Source organism: Pseudovibrio denitrificans JCM 12308 (genome assembly GCF_001310815.1).
GTDB lineage: Bacteria > Pseudomonadota > Alphaproteobacteria > Rhizobiales > Stappiaceae > Pseudovibrio > Pseudovibrio denitrificans.
The window spans coordinates 152,520-167,378 of sequence record NZ_BAZK01000007.1; the positions used below are offsets into that span (position 1 = coordinate 152,520).

Genomic DNA, 14,859 nt, shown 5'->3' on the forward strand with positions numbered 1-14,859 from the left:
TTCATATTATTAAATATGAGATATATTATCTGGAGGTAATTTTGATACTCAGTTGTGTAGTTTTGGTGTAGTTAAATATCAAAATGAGTATATAGTTTTATTTTGTATTTCTGCTTGGTAGCTTGATTTTTATTGTAACACTACTTTTGAAGGAAAAGAGAAGACCTCGGTCTCTCGTTTTCCATGAGTGACGTTGCTCACTTGGGGTGACTCGCTTAGGCTCTGGCTTGTTTGTCTTTGAGTGGTGTCAGATGCGGAAGTTGATTGTTACTGGTGCCAATGGCGCTGGCAAAAGCTTTGTGGCTGCTCGCCTAAGTGCGGTGAGGCCAGAGATTCCGCTGATTTCTTTTGACAAGATCAAGCTCACTAGCGATTGGCAGCACCGGCCAAGGGCTGAGATTGAGCAAGGTCTGGAGCAGGTTATTTCGAAGGAGGCTTGGATACTTGAGGGCGGCCCAAGTCTGCTGACCCATGCTCTGCCAAAAGCTGATGCCATTATCTGGCTCGACCCGCCTTTGATTTTACGGGCTTGGCGCTTACTGGTTCGGCCTTGGCAGAACCGAGGTAAGACGCGGGCAGAACTTCCAGCTGGGAACTTTGACTAGCCTGTTCAGCAGTATCGGTTCGCGTTCCGCAGCCTTCGGAACAGCTCTACTTTCCAAAGCAAGATCCTGGCTCATCTGGAAACGGCGAAAACTCAACGGATTTGGTACTGCCGTACTCAGGAAGATATTGAAATTGCGCTCAATTCCTGGCGACTTGCAGGAAACTGAGTGGCTCAGTTACCTGTGAAGTTTCGGATACTCCTCTCACAACGGTGAGAGGAGGCCTGTGGTTTTAAGGGGCTCTCTGACAACTTGATGAGGGAGCAAAATCCTATGAAGAGAACTGCTGTGAATCCGTGGGCGTGGTCGTTGAAGCTGGGGTACAATCAGGCGGAGGTGATTGAGGGCACCAAGCGGCAGGTGGTCTGCGCGGGCCAGACCTCCGTGGACGACGAGGGCAATCCGCAGCATCCCGGCGATATGCGCAGCCAGATTGCGCTTGCTCTGGATAATCTGGAGGCTGTTCTCAGCGCTGCGGATATGGGCCTTGCCAACATCACCCAGCTGCGGATTTATGCCACCGACGTGGATGAGGCCATGAAGCATTTCGATTTGCTTGGCGCCCGCTTTGGTCCGGTGCAGGCGGCTCCTCCCATGACGCTGCTTGGCGTTACGCGGCTCGCCATTCCCCCGCTGATGTTTGAGATTGAAGCCACCGCTGCGGATTGATCAACACCATCAGCTGCGCCTCGAAAGTCCATAGTTTCGAGGCGCTTAAGCTGTGCTATGCTCTGCACGACGGAGGCAGAGTAGCCTGCGCTGGAATTTGGGTGTGAGTGAGAGTTATGCGGCGGGCAGAAAGACTTTTCCGGTTGGTGAACGAGATGCGCACTCGTGGTGTCAGCCGGGCTAATGAGCTGGCCGAGCATCTGGAAGTCAGCGTCAGCACCATCTACCGCGATATCGCTCACTTGCAGGCCTCCGGCATGCCCATTGAGGGGGAGGCCGGTGTTGGTTATTTGCTGAGGCCGGGATTTGACCTGCCCAACACCACGTTTACGCATGACCAGATCGACGCGCTGGCCGTTGGCCTCGCCTTTGTTGAAAGCACGGGCGATCCGGCACTGATGAGTGCAGCGCGAGAGGTTCGGGCAAAAATTCAGGCAGGTCTGCCAGCGCCGGAAGAACGCAAACTGGCCGATGCGCCCTATTACAGCCTGCAAAGCAAGAACAGCGCACCCGCTGATGTGGGTATTCTGCGCGAGGCAATCCGCACGCAGCAAGTGGTTGAGATAACCTACACAAATGCGGGTGGTAGCACTTCAACCCGTCGCCTGCGCCCACTCGTGATCTGGAACCTGACCGACGGCTGGATGTTCTCCGCTTGGTGCGAACTGCGCCAGGACTTCCGCACCTTCCGCTTCGACCGCATCGCCGAACTCACCGTCACCGGTGAGCACTTCATCGCCGACGAAGACACCAGCCTGACAGCCTTCATGGAGCGGGAAGGCTGCGAGGAGCAGGTTTAGCTTTTCGCAGATCAAGAGGTCTGTAGCCTACTTCACCATTTTGACATCGCTTGATTTTGTTCGCTTTTTTGTCTCAGCAATAGCCGCGTCACCGATCTTTTTGGCCTGTTTGTTTTCATCGCCTTTCAGCGAGGCATAACTTCGGTCCATTTCGATATCAAAGGTTCCATTTGAAGCAGGAAAACCAACATCTTCATAGCGGAACGTCCAGACTGCCTTTTTACCAGCGCTTGAGGCGTTGTGGTAAAACTTGGGCTTAGATTGTTTAACAACTTTGACCGTGAATGACCCGGTTGGCAGCTTCAGGCCAGCGCTCAGCTTGTGCGCAGCTTCAAACAGTTTCATGACTTTTGGTTTGATGTCATCCGCTTGTTTTTGCTTGTTTGGATCAGCCCTCTTTGCATCAAAAAGTAAGAAGTTTCCGAGCTTTTGTAATGCCAAATCGGCTAGTTTTCGGGCTTGTGAGTCTCCGGCCAGCTTTGCACGGGCCTGAAGGATCTTGATGCTTCTTCTGGCCTCATTCTCACTAGGAATACCACCGCTTGGCCAGCTTTTGGGGAGATCCGGTGCTTTTGTTAGTGTTGGCATCTTCAGCAACCTTTACGCAGACAATCCTCAAACAATCTCGTCTGAGCAATTGTCACTACGTCTCTAAGCGCGATCAAGAGGGCGGTTTTAGTTAAGCTTAAAAGCGGCAATTAGAGGTTTCTTTGAGTGAACCTGCGAGTGAGCTGATGAGTAAATGTCGGTTTCGATCTGGGGTACCGGCGATCAAGAGAATGCAACGGCGGCTTTACTCCTCCTCAACCCGATCCCTCTCATAGGTCTTGGAGACCGGAAATTCTGGCAACCAGTTTTCGCGGCGGGTGGTCCAGAGTTCGTAAGTTGGGGCCATCTGGTTGGGCTCGTCCAGAATGCCCAGATGAACCTCCACCTCGCCTTCGCTGGTGGAATAGACGGATGAGCCGCAGCGCGGGCAGAAGAAGCGGCCCTGATAGCTGTTGGTCTCACCCTCAACGCTTACAGCATCTTCCGGATAAATTGCCGAGGCATGAAACACCGCTCCATGGTGCTTACGGCAATCCATGCAGTGGCAAACACCAACCCTATCCGGCTCCCCGGACGCCACAACCCGAACCGCCCCACACAAACAACTCCCTGTTATGCGTTCCATCTCAAACCTCTCCCACAGTCCGGCGGGCAGGGTACTGCGGAAATGTGCAACAGCCAACTACCCCCGTCTCATCGCCCATCTTACGATGAGGGCGGCTATGATCATTTCTAGCCAGGCGAGGGGTAGGGCGGTGAGGATGACTTGGGTTGGGGCGAGGTTCATGTTCCAGAGGCCGAGCCAAAGGATGACGAAGACCGTAGCCCAGATTGCGCTGCCTGCGTAAAATGCGTTGCGGATGGTTGGGCCGAACCGCTCGAGCAGCACCCAGCTGAGGCCGGTTGCAGCGAGTACAAGCACCGTGTCCCACAGGCCCCACACCATAAACACCGGCAGGTTCATTGGCGCGACATCATGGATTTGCGGCAGCGCGCTGCGCATGAGCGGCATCACAAACGCGAAATAGCGAAACACTTCGGAAGCATTGATCCAGATGAGGTTGAGCAATATGGCAAGCCAAAAGGCTCGCTTGGGGTTTGAGAGAGCGAGTGCGGTCATGGGGCAGTTATCCGTGTTCTGATTGTCTCTAAAAATTGGTCTGCACTGGTGCGCAGAAACTCGCCGTCTTTGGTGAGACGAGAGGTGGACCAGAGGCCGTTGGTGAACACCACCAGCAATCCTGCGAGCATCTCCAGCTCCTCGGGAGGCACATCTGGCTTCTCGTTGTTCAACGCATTGAGGAAGCCCTGCTTCAGGCGGGTGTTGTGTGCGTCCACCTTGGCATGAACCTCAGTGTCGTGCGGGGCGACTTCGGTGGCGGAGTTGGCGACAAGACAACCGGGTCCGGGTAGGCCGATTTCTTCTGCGCGGGTGATCTGAATTTCAAAGTAACTGGCAACTTGCTCCAGTGTCGCGTCGTCCTCTTCCACTTGAGTGAATGCGGGAGAGACGACCAGATCCTGATAGCGCTGAAAGCAGGCTAGAAACATCTGCTTTTTTCCGCCAAATGCGCCGTAAATGGCGTGACGGGTGGCACCGGTTGATTTCACCAGATCATCCATGGAGGAGGCGTGGAAGCCGTTCTTCCAAAAATGCTCCAGTGCGCGGTCGGTCAAATCTTGTGTGCTGATATTGGCTTTTCTTGGCATGAATCAGTTTATATCAGAACGATCATTCTGATTCAAATGAGCCGCATTGATGCTGGTGCCTTTAGCCAACTCTGCCCGATCACTCGGCCTTCATCGCTCCTATGAGAAGCAGGGGGTGAGAAACGAAGGGCGATAAGGAAGAGGAATAGAATGCTGCTCTTGAAGAAGATCGTTGGTTGGCCTGCTGCGGCGCTGCTTGTGCTGGTGGTTGCGGCGTGTGGGTCCGTGGAAGATGACTATGAGATCGCGCGGTTTGATCGGCTGGGGGATGAGCTGGTGATGAATGGGGTGATCAGCACCTCCACACCGGATGACCTGCTGGTGGCGCTGCAAAAGTACCCGAAGACCAAGCGTATCGTGATGCTGGATGTGCCGGGGTCGGATGATGACTATGCCAATCTGGAAGCAGCCCGCATCGTGCATGAGCGCGGTCTGACGACGGTCATTCCTTCCAACGGCATCATCGCCTCTGGTGGAACGGACTTCTTCCTGGCGGGCAAGACACGCGTTGTTGTGAAGGGCGCGCGCATTGGTGTGCATTCGTGGTCCTCTGACGAGTACAGTGCGCTGGATCTGCCCAAGTCACATGAAGAGCACAACAAATACCTCAACTACTACAAGAGCATCGGCATTGATCCGCAGTTCTATTGGTACACGCTGGAAGCGGCCCCGCCAGAAGACGTGCATTGGATGACGGAAGCTGAAATGAAGCGCTACAGAGTTGGCACGCAGTATACGTCTGTGCTGTAAATCTGCATCGGGAGCCACATGTCAGTGGCTCTCGTGTTTTATCTGTCTTGCGTCTCCCCCTGTTGCTTTTTAAGGATACTCCCCTGAGCAGAGGGAGTGTGGGATGACTGGAACAGATCTGCAAACCAAAGGCATGCTGTGTGATCCGGGTGATCACTTCGTTGGAGCCTATGAGGTGGAACGCAAATATGCTGTTGCCGACCTTGAGGTGATCCGCAGCCAGCTGGAAGCGCGCGGGGCGGTGCCCTTCACCCTTGGCAACACCGAGCAGGATATTTTCTACGACCTTGCCGACAGACGCCTTGCTCACAACGATCAGCAACACGTGCTGCGCATTATGCGTCCGTCAGGCCGTGCGCTCTGGATCAGCAAAGGGCCGGGACCGGACAAATGCGTTTCCATGGATCTGCCGGAGGCGGATCAGGCTCACAAGATGATCGTGTCTCTGGGCTTTGAGGAAGTTGAACGGTTTGAGAAGAACCGTGACATCTACTTCCTTGGCAAGTTCCACGTGACCCTTGATGACGTGCCCGGCCTTGGCCGCTTTATTGAGCTGGCGATCATGACGGATGATGCTGACAAGCTTGCTGAGTATGAGCGCGAGATTGCTGATCTGGCGGATACCTTCTCCCTGTCACCCGAAGCCCTGCAAACCCAATCCTACCGCGCTATGCAACAGGCTTTGAAAGCCTAAAATGCTGCAAAATATGACGGTTTTGCCAGAAAATTACACTGCGGTTTCCTGAGTGTTTAAGCAGAAACTGAAGGCATCTGCCTTATGCAACAAAAAAGGTGCATTTGACTATGCAATGAAATTGTTGCATAAGGGCGTATGACTGCATCAGATGATCATCTTAACGCACTGTTCAAAGCACTTGGCGATCCCACACGGCGGCGCATAATTGACGAATTATCCCGGCGCGACAGGCAATCGCTCTTCGAAATCCATACTCGGGTTTTACAGGAATACGGTGTCGACTTAACGAGGCAAGCTTTCTCGCGGCACCTTTCAGCATTAGAGGCAGCGGGCGTACTCACCATCGAGTGGCAGGGAACAACGAAGTTGCATTCGTTGAACACCAAGCCGCTGGCAGAGTTGCGTTCCGGATGGCTCTCTAAGTTTGGAGAGAATGAATGAAGATCTATGTCACAAGCGTCTTTGTCGATGATCAGCAAAAAGCGCTGGAGTTCTACACCGAGAAGCTCGGCTTTGAGACAAAACACGACATCCCTCTGGGCGAAAGCCGCTGGCTGACGGTGGTCAGCAAAGAGGATGAAAACAGCATTGAGCTGCTGCTGGAACCAAGCAGCCATCCGGCGGTTCCTCCCTTCAAGAAAGCGCTCGCGGCGGATGGCATTCCGGCGGCTTCTTTCAGCGTGGAAGATCTGGAGAAAGAGCACCAGCGCCTGCAAGATCTTGGCGTTACCTTTGTTCAGGCCCCAACTTCATTTGGTGAAGTAAAACTTGCAGTATTTGATGATACCTGCGGAAACCTGATCCAGCTGGTTCAGCTCGCCTGATTTCTGGTAATTGCGCGCCTTTGCAAATGGTTATGGTAATCGCAAAACATCAAAGCCGCCAGAGCTTTAAGTAGGATAATGAGAATGGGCATCTGCCGGGCGCAAGGGGCTTTAAGGCTTCTGCGAACCTGTTCGGCTGCCCATTTTTGCCGTTTGACCCCACTTTTCTATGCGTAAAGGCTGAAAATATTCCCAAAGGTAATATTGGGGTTAAGTCAGGTTGTTTAGTTGATACTAAAAATATGCGCTAGGTATAAATGCATAATGAATTTAATTTTGGAATAGTTATGACTGGAATTTTAGATGCAATCAGAAGGGTCCTATTTGAATGACGGACATTTTCGCAAGTATTTTGATGCATCTGCCCCAATATACGTAAATAATGAAAATGTTTCCGCGATAATAAGTAATATAGAGTATAGCCAAGAGCTTCAGGTCAGAATTGCCAAAATACTTCCAAAGCGAGATTTTAGCGCTTGCTATACTTCCTTCAGAAACAAGGCATGTACAATATCAGGAAACTTTCTCCTGCAAGGTTCACTGGTTGCAACTGTAGCGGGTGTAGAGCAGTTCTCACTTAGTGCCGACAGAGCGAATCTAGTCAAATACGGACCGTCTACAACTAAGTTTCAGATTGCCCGTGGAACGGACCTTCAGATGCTCTCCTACTCCATTTCGGAGGAGTATCTGATGCGGGCGCTGGAAAAGGATCTTCCGGCGACTTTTTTGCCCTTTGTGAAAGAGGGGGACGAGGAGTTCAGCCTGCTGGAGTTTCGCCCTACACCCGAGATGCGCCGGTTGGTACGCTCCGTCATTAGCAGTCCGCTGGTTGGGTCCATGCGCAGCCTTTTTATTGAAGGCGCGGTGCTGCAACTGATTGCCTTGAAGGCCAGCTTTCTCAGCAATCAGGTGTCCAGCAGCGGCAACCTGAATGAGTATGAGGTCGCCAGTGTGCAGCGGGCCTACAAACTGCTGATGGGCAGCCTCAGCACGCCGCTGTCTTTGAGTGAGTTGGCGTACAAGGTGAACCTTGGCGAAAAGCGCCTGAACAGCGGATTTAAGCGAATTTTTGGTGGCACCGTGTTTGAGGTCTACCGCAATGAGCGGCTGGAGATTGCGCGCAAAACCATTGAGCAGAGTGATGCCTCGCTCTCCAAAATTGCGCAACACATCGGCTACCGCCACTACAACAATTTCATCAGCGCATTCACGCGTCAGTTTGGCGTGTCTCCTGCAAAATACCGAAGGCACTCGCGGCATAACCAGAAAATGGAGTAGCCGCTCAACGACAAGTATAGGGGGTAGGTACATGGCGGAATTGGACTTTTTGAAAGAGGAAGGCTCCTCATTTTGTCAGGAGTTGGAAAGCCTGCAGCTTGCCTCCTGTCACCTGAACAACCTTGTTGAGGCACTCAACATCGTGCTGACCAACAGGCTGGAGCACACGCGGGAATACGACATGCTGCTGACCATCAATCAGGCCATTCTTGGTCACAATGATGAGCTGCAGCTCCGGTCCAACCGGGTTCTTGAGCTTCTCCAGCATCCCCACGCCGATTGATCTGATCGCAGCAGCACACCCCTGTGCCGGGTGGTGCGGAGAGGCCGTCAGCGGGCATATGGGCATCCCATCCTGCCTGCCCGCTGACACCCGCTTTTGCGAGATGAGGCAAAGCATTTGAAAAAGGATCGAGGCAATGACCCAGAACAACCCTCGGCAACAACAGCAACAGATTGAACCAAGCAGCATTCGTGTGCCCGGGCTGGTGGTGAGAGAGCAACCGCGCATCAACCGCATTCAGTTTATTTTTGATGAGCAGCCAGGCGAGGATATCTGCCGCATTCTGAAGAACCACGCCTTCCGCTGGTCTCGCCATGAGGATGCATGGCAGCGGCAGCTGAGCGTCACCAGCCGCAAGCTGGCGGTGAAGGTGCTGTTGGAAATTCAGGAGCTCACCAAGGCGAAGAGCGGCGCCGGGTGATCCGTGCCGCTTACTTCTGCCCTTCCGTTTCCATCCACCACTTGTGCATGGCGTGGAACATGTCCGTCAGAGCAATGGCGCGCTCGGTTGCGGAGTACTCCACGCGCGGTGGCACCTCTGCGTAGATCTTCCGTGACACCAATCCATCCCGCTCCAAGGCACGAAGCTGGCTGGTCAGCATGGTCTGAGTGACGCCATCAATCATCCGCCGCAGCTCGTTGAAGCGCTTGGTGCCCTTGAAAATCAAAATTTGCAGGACAATCAGTTTCCACTTGCCGCCGATGAGTTGAGCGATATCCGGCATCGGGCAAAGCTCTTCAGTTTCAGTAGGTTGGCATTCTGGTTCAGTTGTTTTCTCTGCGATTGTCATTGGGGACAAGTCCTCAATAGTATTGTTTTCCGTAGTATCTACGAAAAAACTGCCTTCTTGCTCTATAATACCACAGGTCTATCTTTCTCCCCATAGCAAACGGGAGAAATAAGATGGTTTTATCATTGTACACGATCAGTGGAGCTCCTCGTGGCTGGCGGGTTTTATTGGCTCTCGCCTTTAAAGGGCTTTCTGCTGACGTCATTTACTTAAAAGCCTCTGAAAAAGAACATAAGCAGCCGAAGTTCACGGCGCTCAACCCACGCGCAACCGTGCCCGTGCTGACCAGCGACCATGGGGTGCTGCGGGATTCCATCGCGATCCTTGCCTGGCTCGATCACGCTTATCCTGAAAAGCCGCTGTTTGGCCACTCGCCAGAGGCGGCTGCAGAGATTTGGCAGCTGACCATGGAATGCTGCGACTATCTGCGTGAAGCCAACCGGCAGCTGCTTGTGCCCGTGTTTGCCGGAGACGGGAGTCCACCAGAGGCAGGCAGTGACGCGGCGAGGCAGCTGACCGCCGCCACTGAGCTCGCCCACGCAGAGTGTCGCTATCTGGAAGGCATCCTCTCCGACGGCAGGGCGTATCTGTGCGGTGATGAGCCAAGCGCAGCAGATGCCATCGCGTTTCCTGAAGTCAGGCTCATCCAGCGGGCGGTGGAGACTAAATCCAACTTGATGGCCTCACTCGGGTTCGGCCACCCGCCGGATCTCTACCCCTTTGTGGCGGCGTGGAAAGCACGGCTGAACGAGGATCCGCGTGTGGAGGCGACCATGCCAACCCATTGGCAAGCTCCGCAACCAGTGCACCAATAGGAGATGACTGCGATGAAACCGACACAGATTGCATCACGAGAAGACTGGCTTTCTGCCCGCAAAGCCTTGCTGGAGCAGGAAAAAGAACTGACCCGCAAAAAAGATGAGATCACCCGCCTCCGCCAAGCCCTGCCTTGGGTGTCGCTGGAAAAGTCCTATGTGTTCCAGAGCGATAAGGGTGAAGTGTCCCTTGAAGATCTGTTTGAGGGGCGCGAGCAACTCATCATCTATCACTTCATGTTCGGCCCCAAATGGAAGGCGGGTTGCGTCAGTTGCTCGTTCTGGGCCGATGGCTTCAACGGCCTCGATCCGCATCTGGCTGCTCGGGATATCGCCTTTGCCGTGGTCTCCAGTGCGCCCATGTCCATGATCACGCCATTCAAAGAGCGGATGGACTGGGACTTCACCTGGGTCTCGTCGAACGGCACCTCGTTCAACCAAGACTTTAACGTGGGCTTTCCTGAGGATATGCCAGCAGACGAGCCCATCATCTACAACTTCCGCCAGTTGGAGAAAGCACCTCATGATGAAATGCCGGGCGTCAGCGTGTTTGTGAAAGGCGAGGATGGCACGATCTATCACACCTACTCCGCCTATAGCCGCGGTCTCGACAGCACCAATGCTGCCTACACCTTCATGGACCTGACACCGATGGGGCGCAACGAGCCGACCTCCGGCAACCCCATGGCATGGGTCCGCCACCACGACGCCTACTAGGCTCTGCGGGGCATGCAGGCAAAGCCCTCCCTTTGTCTGCGCGCCTCATAAGCTTGACAGCAGCGCATCCACCCCTCCATCATTCCTAAAATTTTAAATATTTGAGGCGGTTTGCTTTTATGAGGCCGCAACCAAACTGCTTTAAGCGATACCTGCGTGTTTAACCCAGTCAGTATTTGAGTTTTGAGCGAGACGCGCGCAAAAAATTGGGGTGAAGATGATTGAGATTCCAACACTTCTGGACGCGCGGACGGTTCAATCGGCTCGTTTGAAAACACGGGTTCTGTTTTCCGGCCCTGAGGACGGCGTGCCGATCATCTTTGTTCATGGCAACCTTTCTGCGGCTACATGGTTTGAGGAAACCATGCTGCGCCTGCCGAACATCTTCCGCGCCATCGCGCCAGACCTGCGCGGGTATGGTGGCGCTGACCCTGCTGCGTCGGTGGACGCCACCCGTGGTACCAAGGATTTCTCGGATGATCTGGCCGCGCTGATGGATGAGCTGGGCGTGAAAGCCGCGCATATGGTTGGACATTCCCTTGGCGGCGGTGTGCTGTGGCAGTTCCTTGCCGATTACCCGCAGCGTGTGCTCTCCCTCACACAGGTGAGCCCGTCCTCTCCCTACGGTTTCGGCTGCTCTCGCGCTGATGGAACGCCGTGCTTTGAAGATGGCGCAGGCAGTGGCGCGGCAGCGGTTAACCCGGAGTTCGTTAAGCTGTTGATGTCGCGGGATACCAGCACAGACAGCGACTTTTCTCCGCGCAACATCCTGAACACGTTTGTCTGGAAGCCACCTTTTCAACCCAAGCGACTCACCGACTATATGGCCACCGTTTTCGCCCAGCATACCGGCGACAAATCCTATCCGGGAGATGTGATCCCCTCCGCCAACTGGCCGGGCGTTGCACCGGGCAACTTCGGCAGCATCAATGCACTCGCCCCCAACCGACAGGCAAACCCACTGGGTTTCTGCAAGGTTCCAGTGAAACCGCCCGTGTTGTGGGTGCATGGTGCAGATGATCTGGTGGTCTCCGATGCCTCCATGTTCGACCTCGGCTCATTGGGCAAACTGGGCTTCCTGCCCAGCTGGCCGGGAGAAGCCATCTTCCCGCCGCAGCCCATGGTCACCCAAACCTCCAACGCGCTCGACCACTACGAGCAAACCGGCGGCACCACCGAGCGCCACACCATCCCCAACTGCAGCCACACCGCCTACATCGAAAAGCCCAAAGAGTTCGACCAACTCTTCCACGCCTTCCTCCAAAAACACGCAAGCGTGGCTGAGGCGGGGTGAGGTGGAATTCTGCAATACTATTGGGTTTCAGAGTTGAAATCTCGCCATTGAGAATAGTCTAGATAAATCATGATGTTGCTGGTCTGTTCCGGTCAGCATACGCTCACCAATACCACCCCTTTGCAAAGCAGCAGCACGCGCCAGTCCGTGCAATCGGAGAGGTTAGGCACTCCGACAGTAGCAAAGCCTGGTCAAAGGAGGTGGTGGTTAGGTGAGGTTTGAATTGAAACTCAAAATAAGGAAGGCCCGAAACAGACTGGTACTCTGGTTCCGGGCCATCATTAAAGTAACCTAACAACTGGGGCGGGGAGTTGAGGCTTCCCGCTCCTAGTCTCTCTAATATACCCTGTCTTCTCTAGTCCTTCAAGAAACCTGCCGGTCTTCCAGCCCCCTGAATGTTGCTGAGACAAGCTAAACACCCTCGGCAAACTCTTCGAATTCAGGGCGGTCCCGCCAGGAGCCGTCGGGCCAGAGGGCTTTGAGGGCTTTGGCGATGGGATCGCTCCAGCCTGTTTGCCTTGGGATTGTGCGTCCAGCAGTTCGTCGCCGATCAAGCCGGGGCAGGCTTGTTCCAGCACCTCAATCAGTGCCTTGGCCTGAGCCAGATCTTTGGTGACCTTGGTGGCCGTATGCGTTCGCTTTTGTGAGAGGATGAGCTTGTGCACGGCGTAGCGGGCTGGACGCGGCACGAACACGGGAATGCCTGCGCCGTAAGGCAGAGCAGCGGGGGAGGCATCGTCGATCAGCCATGCCAGATACTGCAGGCTCATAGCGCCCGCATCTAACCCTTGCAGCTCCAGCGGCTGCTTTTCGCCGCGTTTGCGTGTTGGCGTGAGCAGATCCACAACAAAGCCGATGCCAGAGCGAAAACGCGAGGACTTGGCACGGCCATCCAGTTCCGGAATAGGCTCAAATGTGGGGTCGGCATCCTTCAGGATAGAGAGCATATCAATGCCTTCATCTGCTTTGATCGCCAGTGAGGCGGCCACGAGATCCGCGTCGTCTGTTGCCAGCTGGGTGGAGGGCAGCGTGCAGCCCAACAGCAGCGGGTAGCATTGATAGGCCAGAGTGCCCACTAGAATAGCACCATTGCGGAACAGGCCATGATAGGCCATGGCATCCAGCACACGACCGGCATAACTATGGGTGGAAAGCACACCAACTTTGTTGAGTACGCTCAGGTCTTTACGGCGTGCTCGGGCGCGCTCACTGGCCTGTTTGATCCGCTCCACTTTGGCCTGCGTTTCCGGCTGCAAAGCAGGCCCCACATAAAGGCTCTTGCGTCCGGCACCCACGGGCATTTTGACGAAGACGTTCTCAACATTCCCCTTCGCTTGCTGATAAACTGAGCCCCGAAGAGCCCTGCTATCATCATGCGTTTTCTGAATGTAATCCGCAGCGAGGTTTTGATAAGCGAGAGGAAGATCTGTCATGGGAGTAGTATAGACAGTTTAATTTGAAAATGTCTATACCGAGACTGGATGCTCAGCACAGTATGTATGGAATCGATTTTATCAAGTAACGTATTGCATGGCTTATGAGAATTCATGTGATTAATGCATGTATTGTGATAGAATAGCTGCACCTTTGATTGCGTCGTTTTCTTGGAAATAGATTCCGTTGTCAGGTTTGCTGCAGACTTTCGATGAAAGAGCATGAGGCTATTCTGCAGACTCGGATTAACCGAGATGTCCCGTTGTTTCCAGAAAGGGGCAGAAACATGAATTCTGTTGGTTTAAATAATAGTAGTGTCCAGCTTTTTGAGATTCAAAACCCCAACTCCCCTGCGGTTCAGCAAGATGCGGAGGAGGGCCTCAAGATTCTTCGAGAGAACGCAACAGGGATTGACTTTAAGCCTGTTGCAATGGGTGAAGGAACTTCGGACAGCCTGATTTCTGAAGAAACCAGAAATGTGCTGGCAGAGATGACGCTCAAGTATCATGCTGCGGAACTTCAGTTTGAGCTTGCTCCAGTTCGCGCTGCATTTACCGCGATGAATGCATCAATTGCGGAAAATAATGGAAACTATTCAGAGCTTGCTGATCACCTCGAGAATTTTCAGGAAGGCGTCAACAGCCTGCTTGCGAATGGTATCGAGTTTAATCCAGCCAATCCCTTTCTCAAGGATCAAGAACTTCTCAACGCGCTGGTAGATATTCTGCCAGGTAGCACGGATGGTGAGCCAAACGACTTAACTGGCTTGCAGACTTGGGTTCTTCAAGGGGAAGCTGCTGAAAACGCAGGTTTGGCCGGGGTAAATCTCCTTACCTTTGATTTCTCCGAGGTGCTTGAGGGTGATGATGCTGAGAGCGTTGTAAGTGTTCTGGGAGAAGCCTTTGCTAACTGGCAAGGTGCACTTGATCAGGCTTACAACAAGATTGGTGCGATCCGTGACGAGAAGATTGCTGGGTTGTCTCAGCCAACAGAATCTGTCGTTTCTGAGGCTGCCGCTAACGTTGAAAAAGACATGAACGTGGATCAGGCGCGGGAGAAAGCGCAACTGACGCAGTCTGAGCTCGCTAAGCAGGTCTTCTCTCTGGTCAATGCGACCTCCCCAAGCGCTTTGGCGTCCTTCAGCTTGTAAGATGCGTTGGACTGCGCTTGCCTCAGGTGAGCGCAGTTCTGAAACCGCAGAAGATCCTGTAAAAAGTTGGTATAGACAGATTTATTTGAAAGTGTCTATACCATCTGGATGGCTGCTTCTCCCAGCACTACCCACTGCATCGCATGTCATATCTACCTATGATTGTAATTTCCTCTTTCCTCGCCAAATATTACTTATGCGGTGAAGAGGGGGAGAGCTTTTGGAAAATGAAGGTGGAAAGAAGAGACCGAGTAAAACGCTTATTGTTACAGGTGTGCTTGGTTGGCTCCTCTTTATTGGGGAATGCATCTACGCCCTCACGCGTCTTCCTGTCCTAATAATACTGGCAGCAGGTGCTGGTTTCTTTACTCTTGAGAAGACACTGGATGTCGTGCTCGGGCGCATTTTCCGAAGAAAGCCCAAAGAGCAAATCCCTCACAATCGCCCGAAGGATTAGAACTCCACCTTTGAATGGCTGACGGGGCTTGTGAAG

General features: G+C 53.5%; 21 protein-coding genes. 15 read left to right on the forward strand and 6 right to left on the reverse strand.

From position 1 onward, the window contains the following. Positions 1-251 precede the first annotated feature (251 nt). The 3 genes from JCM12308_RS10830 (at position 252) to JCM12308_RS10840 (ending at position 2,074) form a co-directional block, all read left to right on the forward strand. A complete protein-coding gene (locus JCM12308_RS10830; protein WP_128647375.1) occupies positions 252-605 on the forward strand; it encodes a P-loop NTPase family protein in 354 nt (117 codons plus the stop codon). Between the two features lie 273 nt (positions 606-878). Beyond that, positions 879-1,274, forward strand: a complete 396-nt coding sequence (locus JCM12308_RS10835) for a RidA family protein (RefSeq protein WP_054783718.1) — start codon at positions 879-881, stop codon at positions 1,272-1,274. A gap of 116 nt (positions 1,275-1,390) precedes the next feature. Then, positions 1,391-2,074: a helix-turn-helix transcriptional regulator gene (locus JCM12308_RS10840; RefSeq protein WP_054783719.1), complete on the forward strand. Its 684-nt coding sequence runs from the start codon at positions 1,391-1,393 to the stop codon at positions 2,072-2,074. A gap of 27 nt (positions 2,075-2,101) precedes the next feature. On the opposite strand, the gene JCM12308_RS10845 is transcribed toward JCM12308_RS10840, so the two are convergent. The 4 genes from JCM12308_RS10845 to JCM12308_RS10860 form a co-directional block, all read right to left on the reverse strand. After that, a complete protein-coding gene (locus JCM12308_RS10845; RefSeq protein ID WP_054783720.1) occupies positions 2,102-2,662 on the reverse strand; it encodes a hypothetical protein in 561 nt (186 codons plus the stop codon). Between the two features lie 205 nt (positions 2,663-2,867). Beyond that, positions 2,868-3,248: a GFA family protein gene (locus tag JCM12308_RS10850; RefSeq protein ID WP_054783721.1), complete on the reverse strand. Its 381-nt coding sequence runs from the start codon at positions 3,246-3,248 to the stop codon at positions 2,868-2,870. Positions 3,249-3,305: 57 nt separating this feature from the next. Further along, a complete protein-coding gene (locus tag JCM12308_RS10855) occupies positions 3,306-3,743 on the reverse strand; it encodes a hypothetical protein (RefSeq protein ID WP_054783722.1) in 438 nt (145 codons plus the stop codon). Then, complete coding sequence (locus JCM12308_RS10860) at positions 3,740-4,333, reverse strand: TetR/AcrR family transcriptional regulator (protein WP_054783723.1); 594 nt, start codon at positions 4,331-4,333, stop codon at positions 3,740-3,742. Before JCM12308_RS10860 ends, JCM12308_RS10855 begins: the two co-directional genes overlap by 4 nt. A gap of 150 nt (positions 4,334-4,483) precedes the next feature. On the opposite strand from JCM12308_RS10860, the gene JCM12308_RS10865 reads away from it, so the two are divergent. The 7 genes from JCM12308_RS10865 (at position 4,484) to JCM12308_RS10895 (ending at position 8,586) form a co-directional block, all read left to right on the forward strand. Next, positions 4,484-5,083, forward strand: a complete 600-nt coding sequence (locus tag JCM12308_RS10865; RefSeq protein WP_054783724.1) for a COG3904 family protein — start codon at positions 4,484-4,486, stop codon at positions 5,081-5,083. A gap of 103 nt (positions 5,084-5,186) precedes the next feature. Then, positions 5,187-5,777 carry a class IV adenylate cyclase gene (cyaB, locus tag JCM12308_RS10870; RefSeq protein ID WP_008549121.1) on the forward strand — a complete coding sequence of 197 codons (591 nt, stop codon included), beginning with the start codon at positions 5,187-5,189 and terminating at the stop codon, positions 5,775-5,777. 138 nt (positions 5,778-5,915) lie between these two features. Beyond that, positions 5,916-6,221, forward strand: coding sequence for an ArsR/SmtB family transcription factor (locus tag JCM12308_RS10875; protein WP_054783725.1), 306 nt, complete (start codon positions 5,916-5,918; stop codon positions 6,219-6,221). Then, positions 6,218-6,604, forward strand: a complete 387-nt coding sequence (locus JCM12308_RS10880) for a VOC family protein (protein ID WP_008548964.1) — start codon at positions 6,218-6,220, stop codon at positions 6,602-6,604. Before JCM12308_RS10875 ends, JCM12308_RS10880 begins: the two co-directional genes overlap by 4 nt. A 303-nt stretch (positions 6,605-6,907) precedes the next feature. Further along, complete coding sequence (locus tag JCM12308_RS33280) at positions 6,908-7,882, forward strand: helix-turn-helix transcriptional regulator (RefSeq protein WP_488389899.1); 975 nt, start codon at positions 6,908-6,910, stop codon at positions 7,880-7,882. 31 nt (positions 7,883-7,913) lie between these two features. Next, on the forward strand, positions 7,914-8,165 hold the full coding sequence (locus JCM12308_RS27780; protein ID WP_128647376.1) for a hypothetical protein: 252 nt from the start codon (positions 7,914-7,916) through the stop codon (positions 8,163-8,165). Positions 8,166-8,301: 136 nt separating this feature from the next. Next, positions 8,302-8,586, forward strand: coding sequence for a hypothetical protein (locus JCM12308_RS10895; RefSeq protein WP_054783727.1), 285 nt, complete (start codon positions 8,302-8,304; stop codon positions 8,584-8,586). A 10-nt stretch (positions 8,587-8,596) separates the two neighbouring features. On the opposite strand, the gene JCM12308_RS10900 is transcribed toward JCM12308_RS10895, so the two are convergent. Further along, a complete protein-coding gene (locus JCM12308_RS10900) occupies positions 8,597-8,956 on the reverse strand; it encodes a winged helix-turn-helix transcriptional regulator (protein WP_054783728.1) in 360 nt (119 codons plus the stop codon). 113 nt (positions 8,957-9,069) lie between these two features. Here JCM12308_RS10900 and JCM12308_RS10905 point away from each other — a divergent pair, with 113 nt between their 5' ends. The 3 genes from JCM12308_RS10905 to JCM12308_RS10915 all read left to right on the forward strand — a co-directional run bounded on the left by JCM12308_RS10905 (position 9,070) and on the right by JCM12308_RS10915 (position 11,782). Further along, positions 9,070-9,771 (forward strand): glutathione S-transferase family protein, encoded by a 702-nt coding sequence (locus JCM12308_RS10905; protein WP_208609190.1) that lies wholly within the window; start codon positions 9,070-9,072, stop codon positions 9,769-9,771. A gap of 12 nt (positions 9,772-9,783) precedes the next feature. Further along, positions 9,784-10,488, forward strand: coding sequence for a DUF899 domain-containing protein (locus tag JCM12308_RS10910; protein ID WP_054783729.1), 705 nt, complete (start codon positions 9,784-9,786; stop codon positions 10,486-10,488). Positions 10,489-10,705: 217 nt separating this feature from the next. Beyond that, positions 10,706-11,782, forward strand: a complete 1,077-nt coding sequence (locus tag JCM12308_RS10915; RefSeq protein WP_054783818.1) for an alpha/beta hydrolase — start codon at positions 10,706-10,708, stop codon at positions 11,780-11,782. A gap of 281 nt (positions 11,783-12,063) precedes the next feature. Here JCM12308_RS10915 and JCM12308_RS10920 read toward each other — a convergent pair whose 3' ends face one another. Further along, the gene (locus JCM12308_RS10920; RefSeq protein WP_208978454.1) at positions 12,064-13,215 is read right to left on the reverse strand and encodes a GSU2403 family nucleotidyltransferase fold protein; all 1,152 of its coding nucleotides are present in this window, start codon (positions 13,213-13,215) and stop codon (positions 12,064-12,066) included. Positions 13,216-13,502: 287 nt separating this feature from the next. Here JCM12308_RS10920 and JCM12308_RS10925 point away from each other — a divergent pair, with 287 nt between their 5' ends. Together JCM12308_RS10925 and JCM12308_RS10930 are read left to right on the forward strand one after the other, a co-directional pair. Continuing rightward, entirely contained in the window at positions 13,503-14,366 is an 864-nt protein-coding gene (locus JCM12308_RS10925; RefSeq protein ID WP_054783819.1) for a hypothetical protein, read from the forward strand. A gap of 220 nt (positions 14,367-14,586) precedes the next feature. Further along, entirely contained in the window at positions 14,587-14,823 is a 237-nt protein-coding gene (locus JCM12308_RS10930; protein WP_054783730.1) for a hypothetical protein, read from the forward strand. The last annotated feature ends 36 nt before the right edge of the window (positions 14,824-14,859 follow it).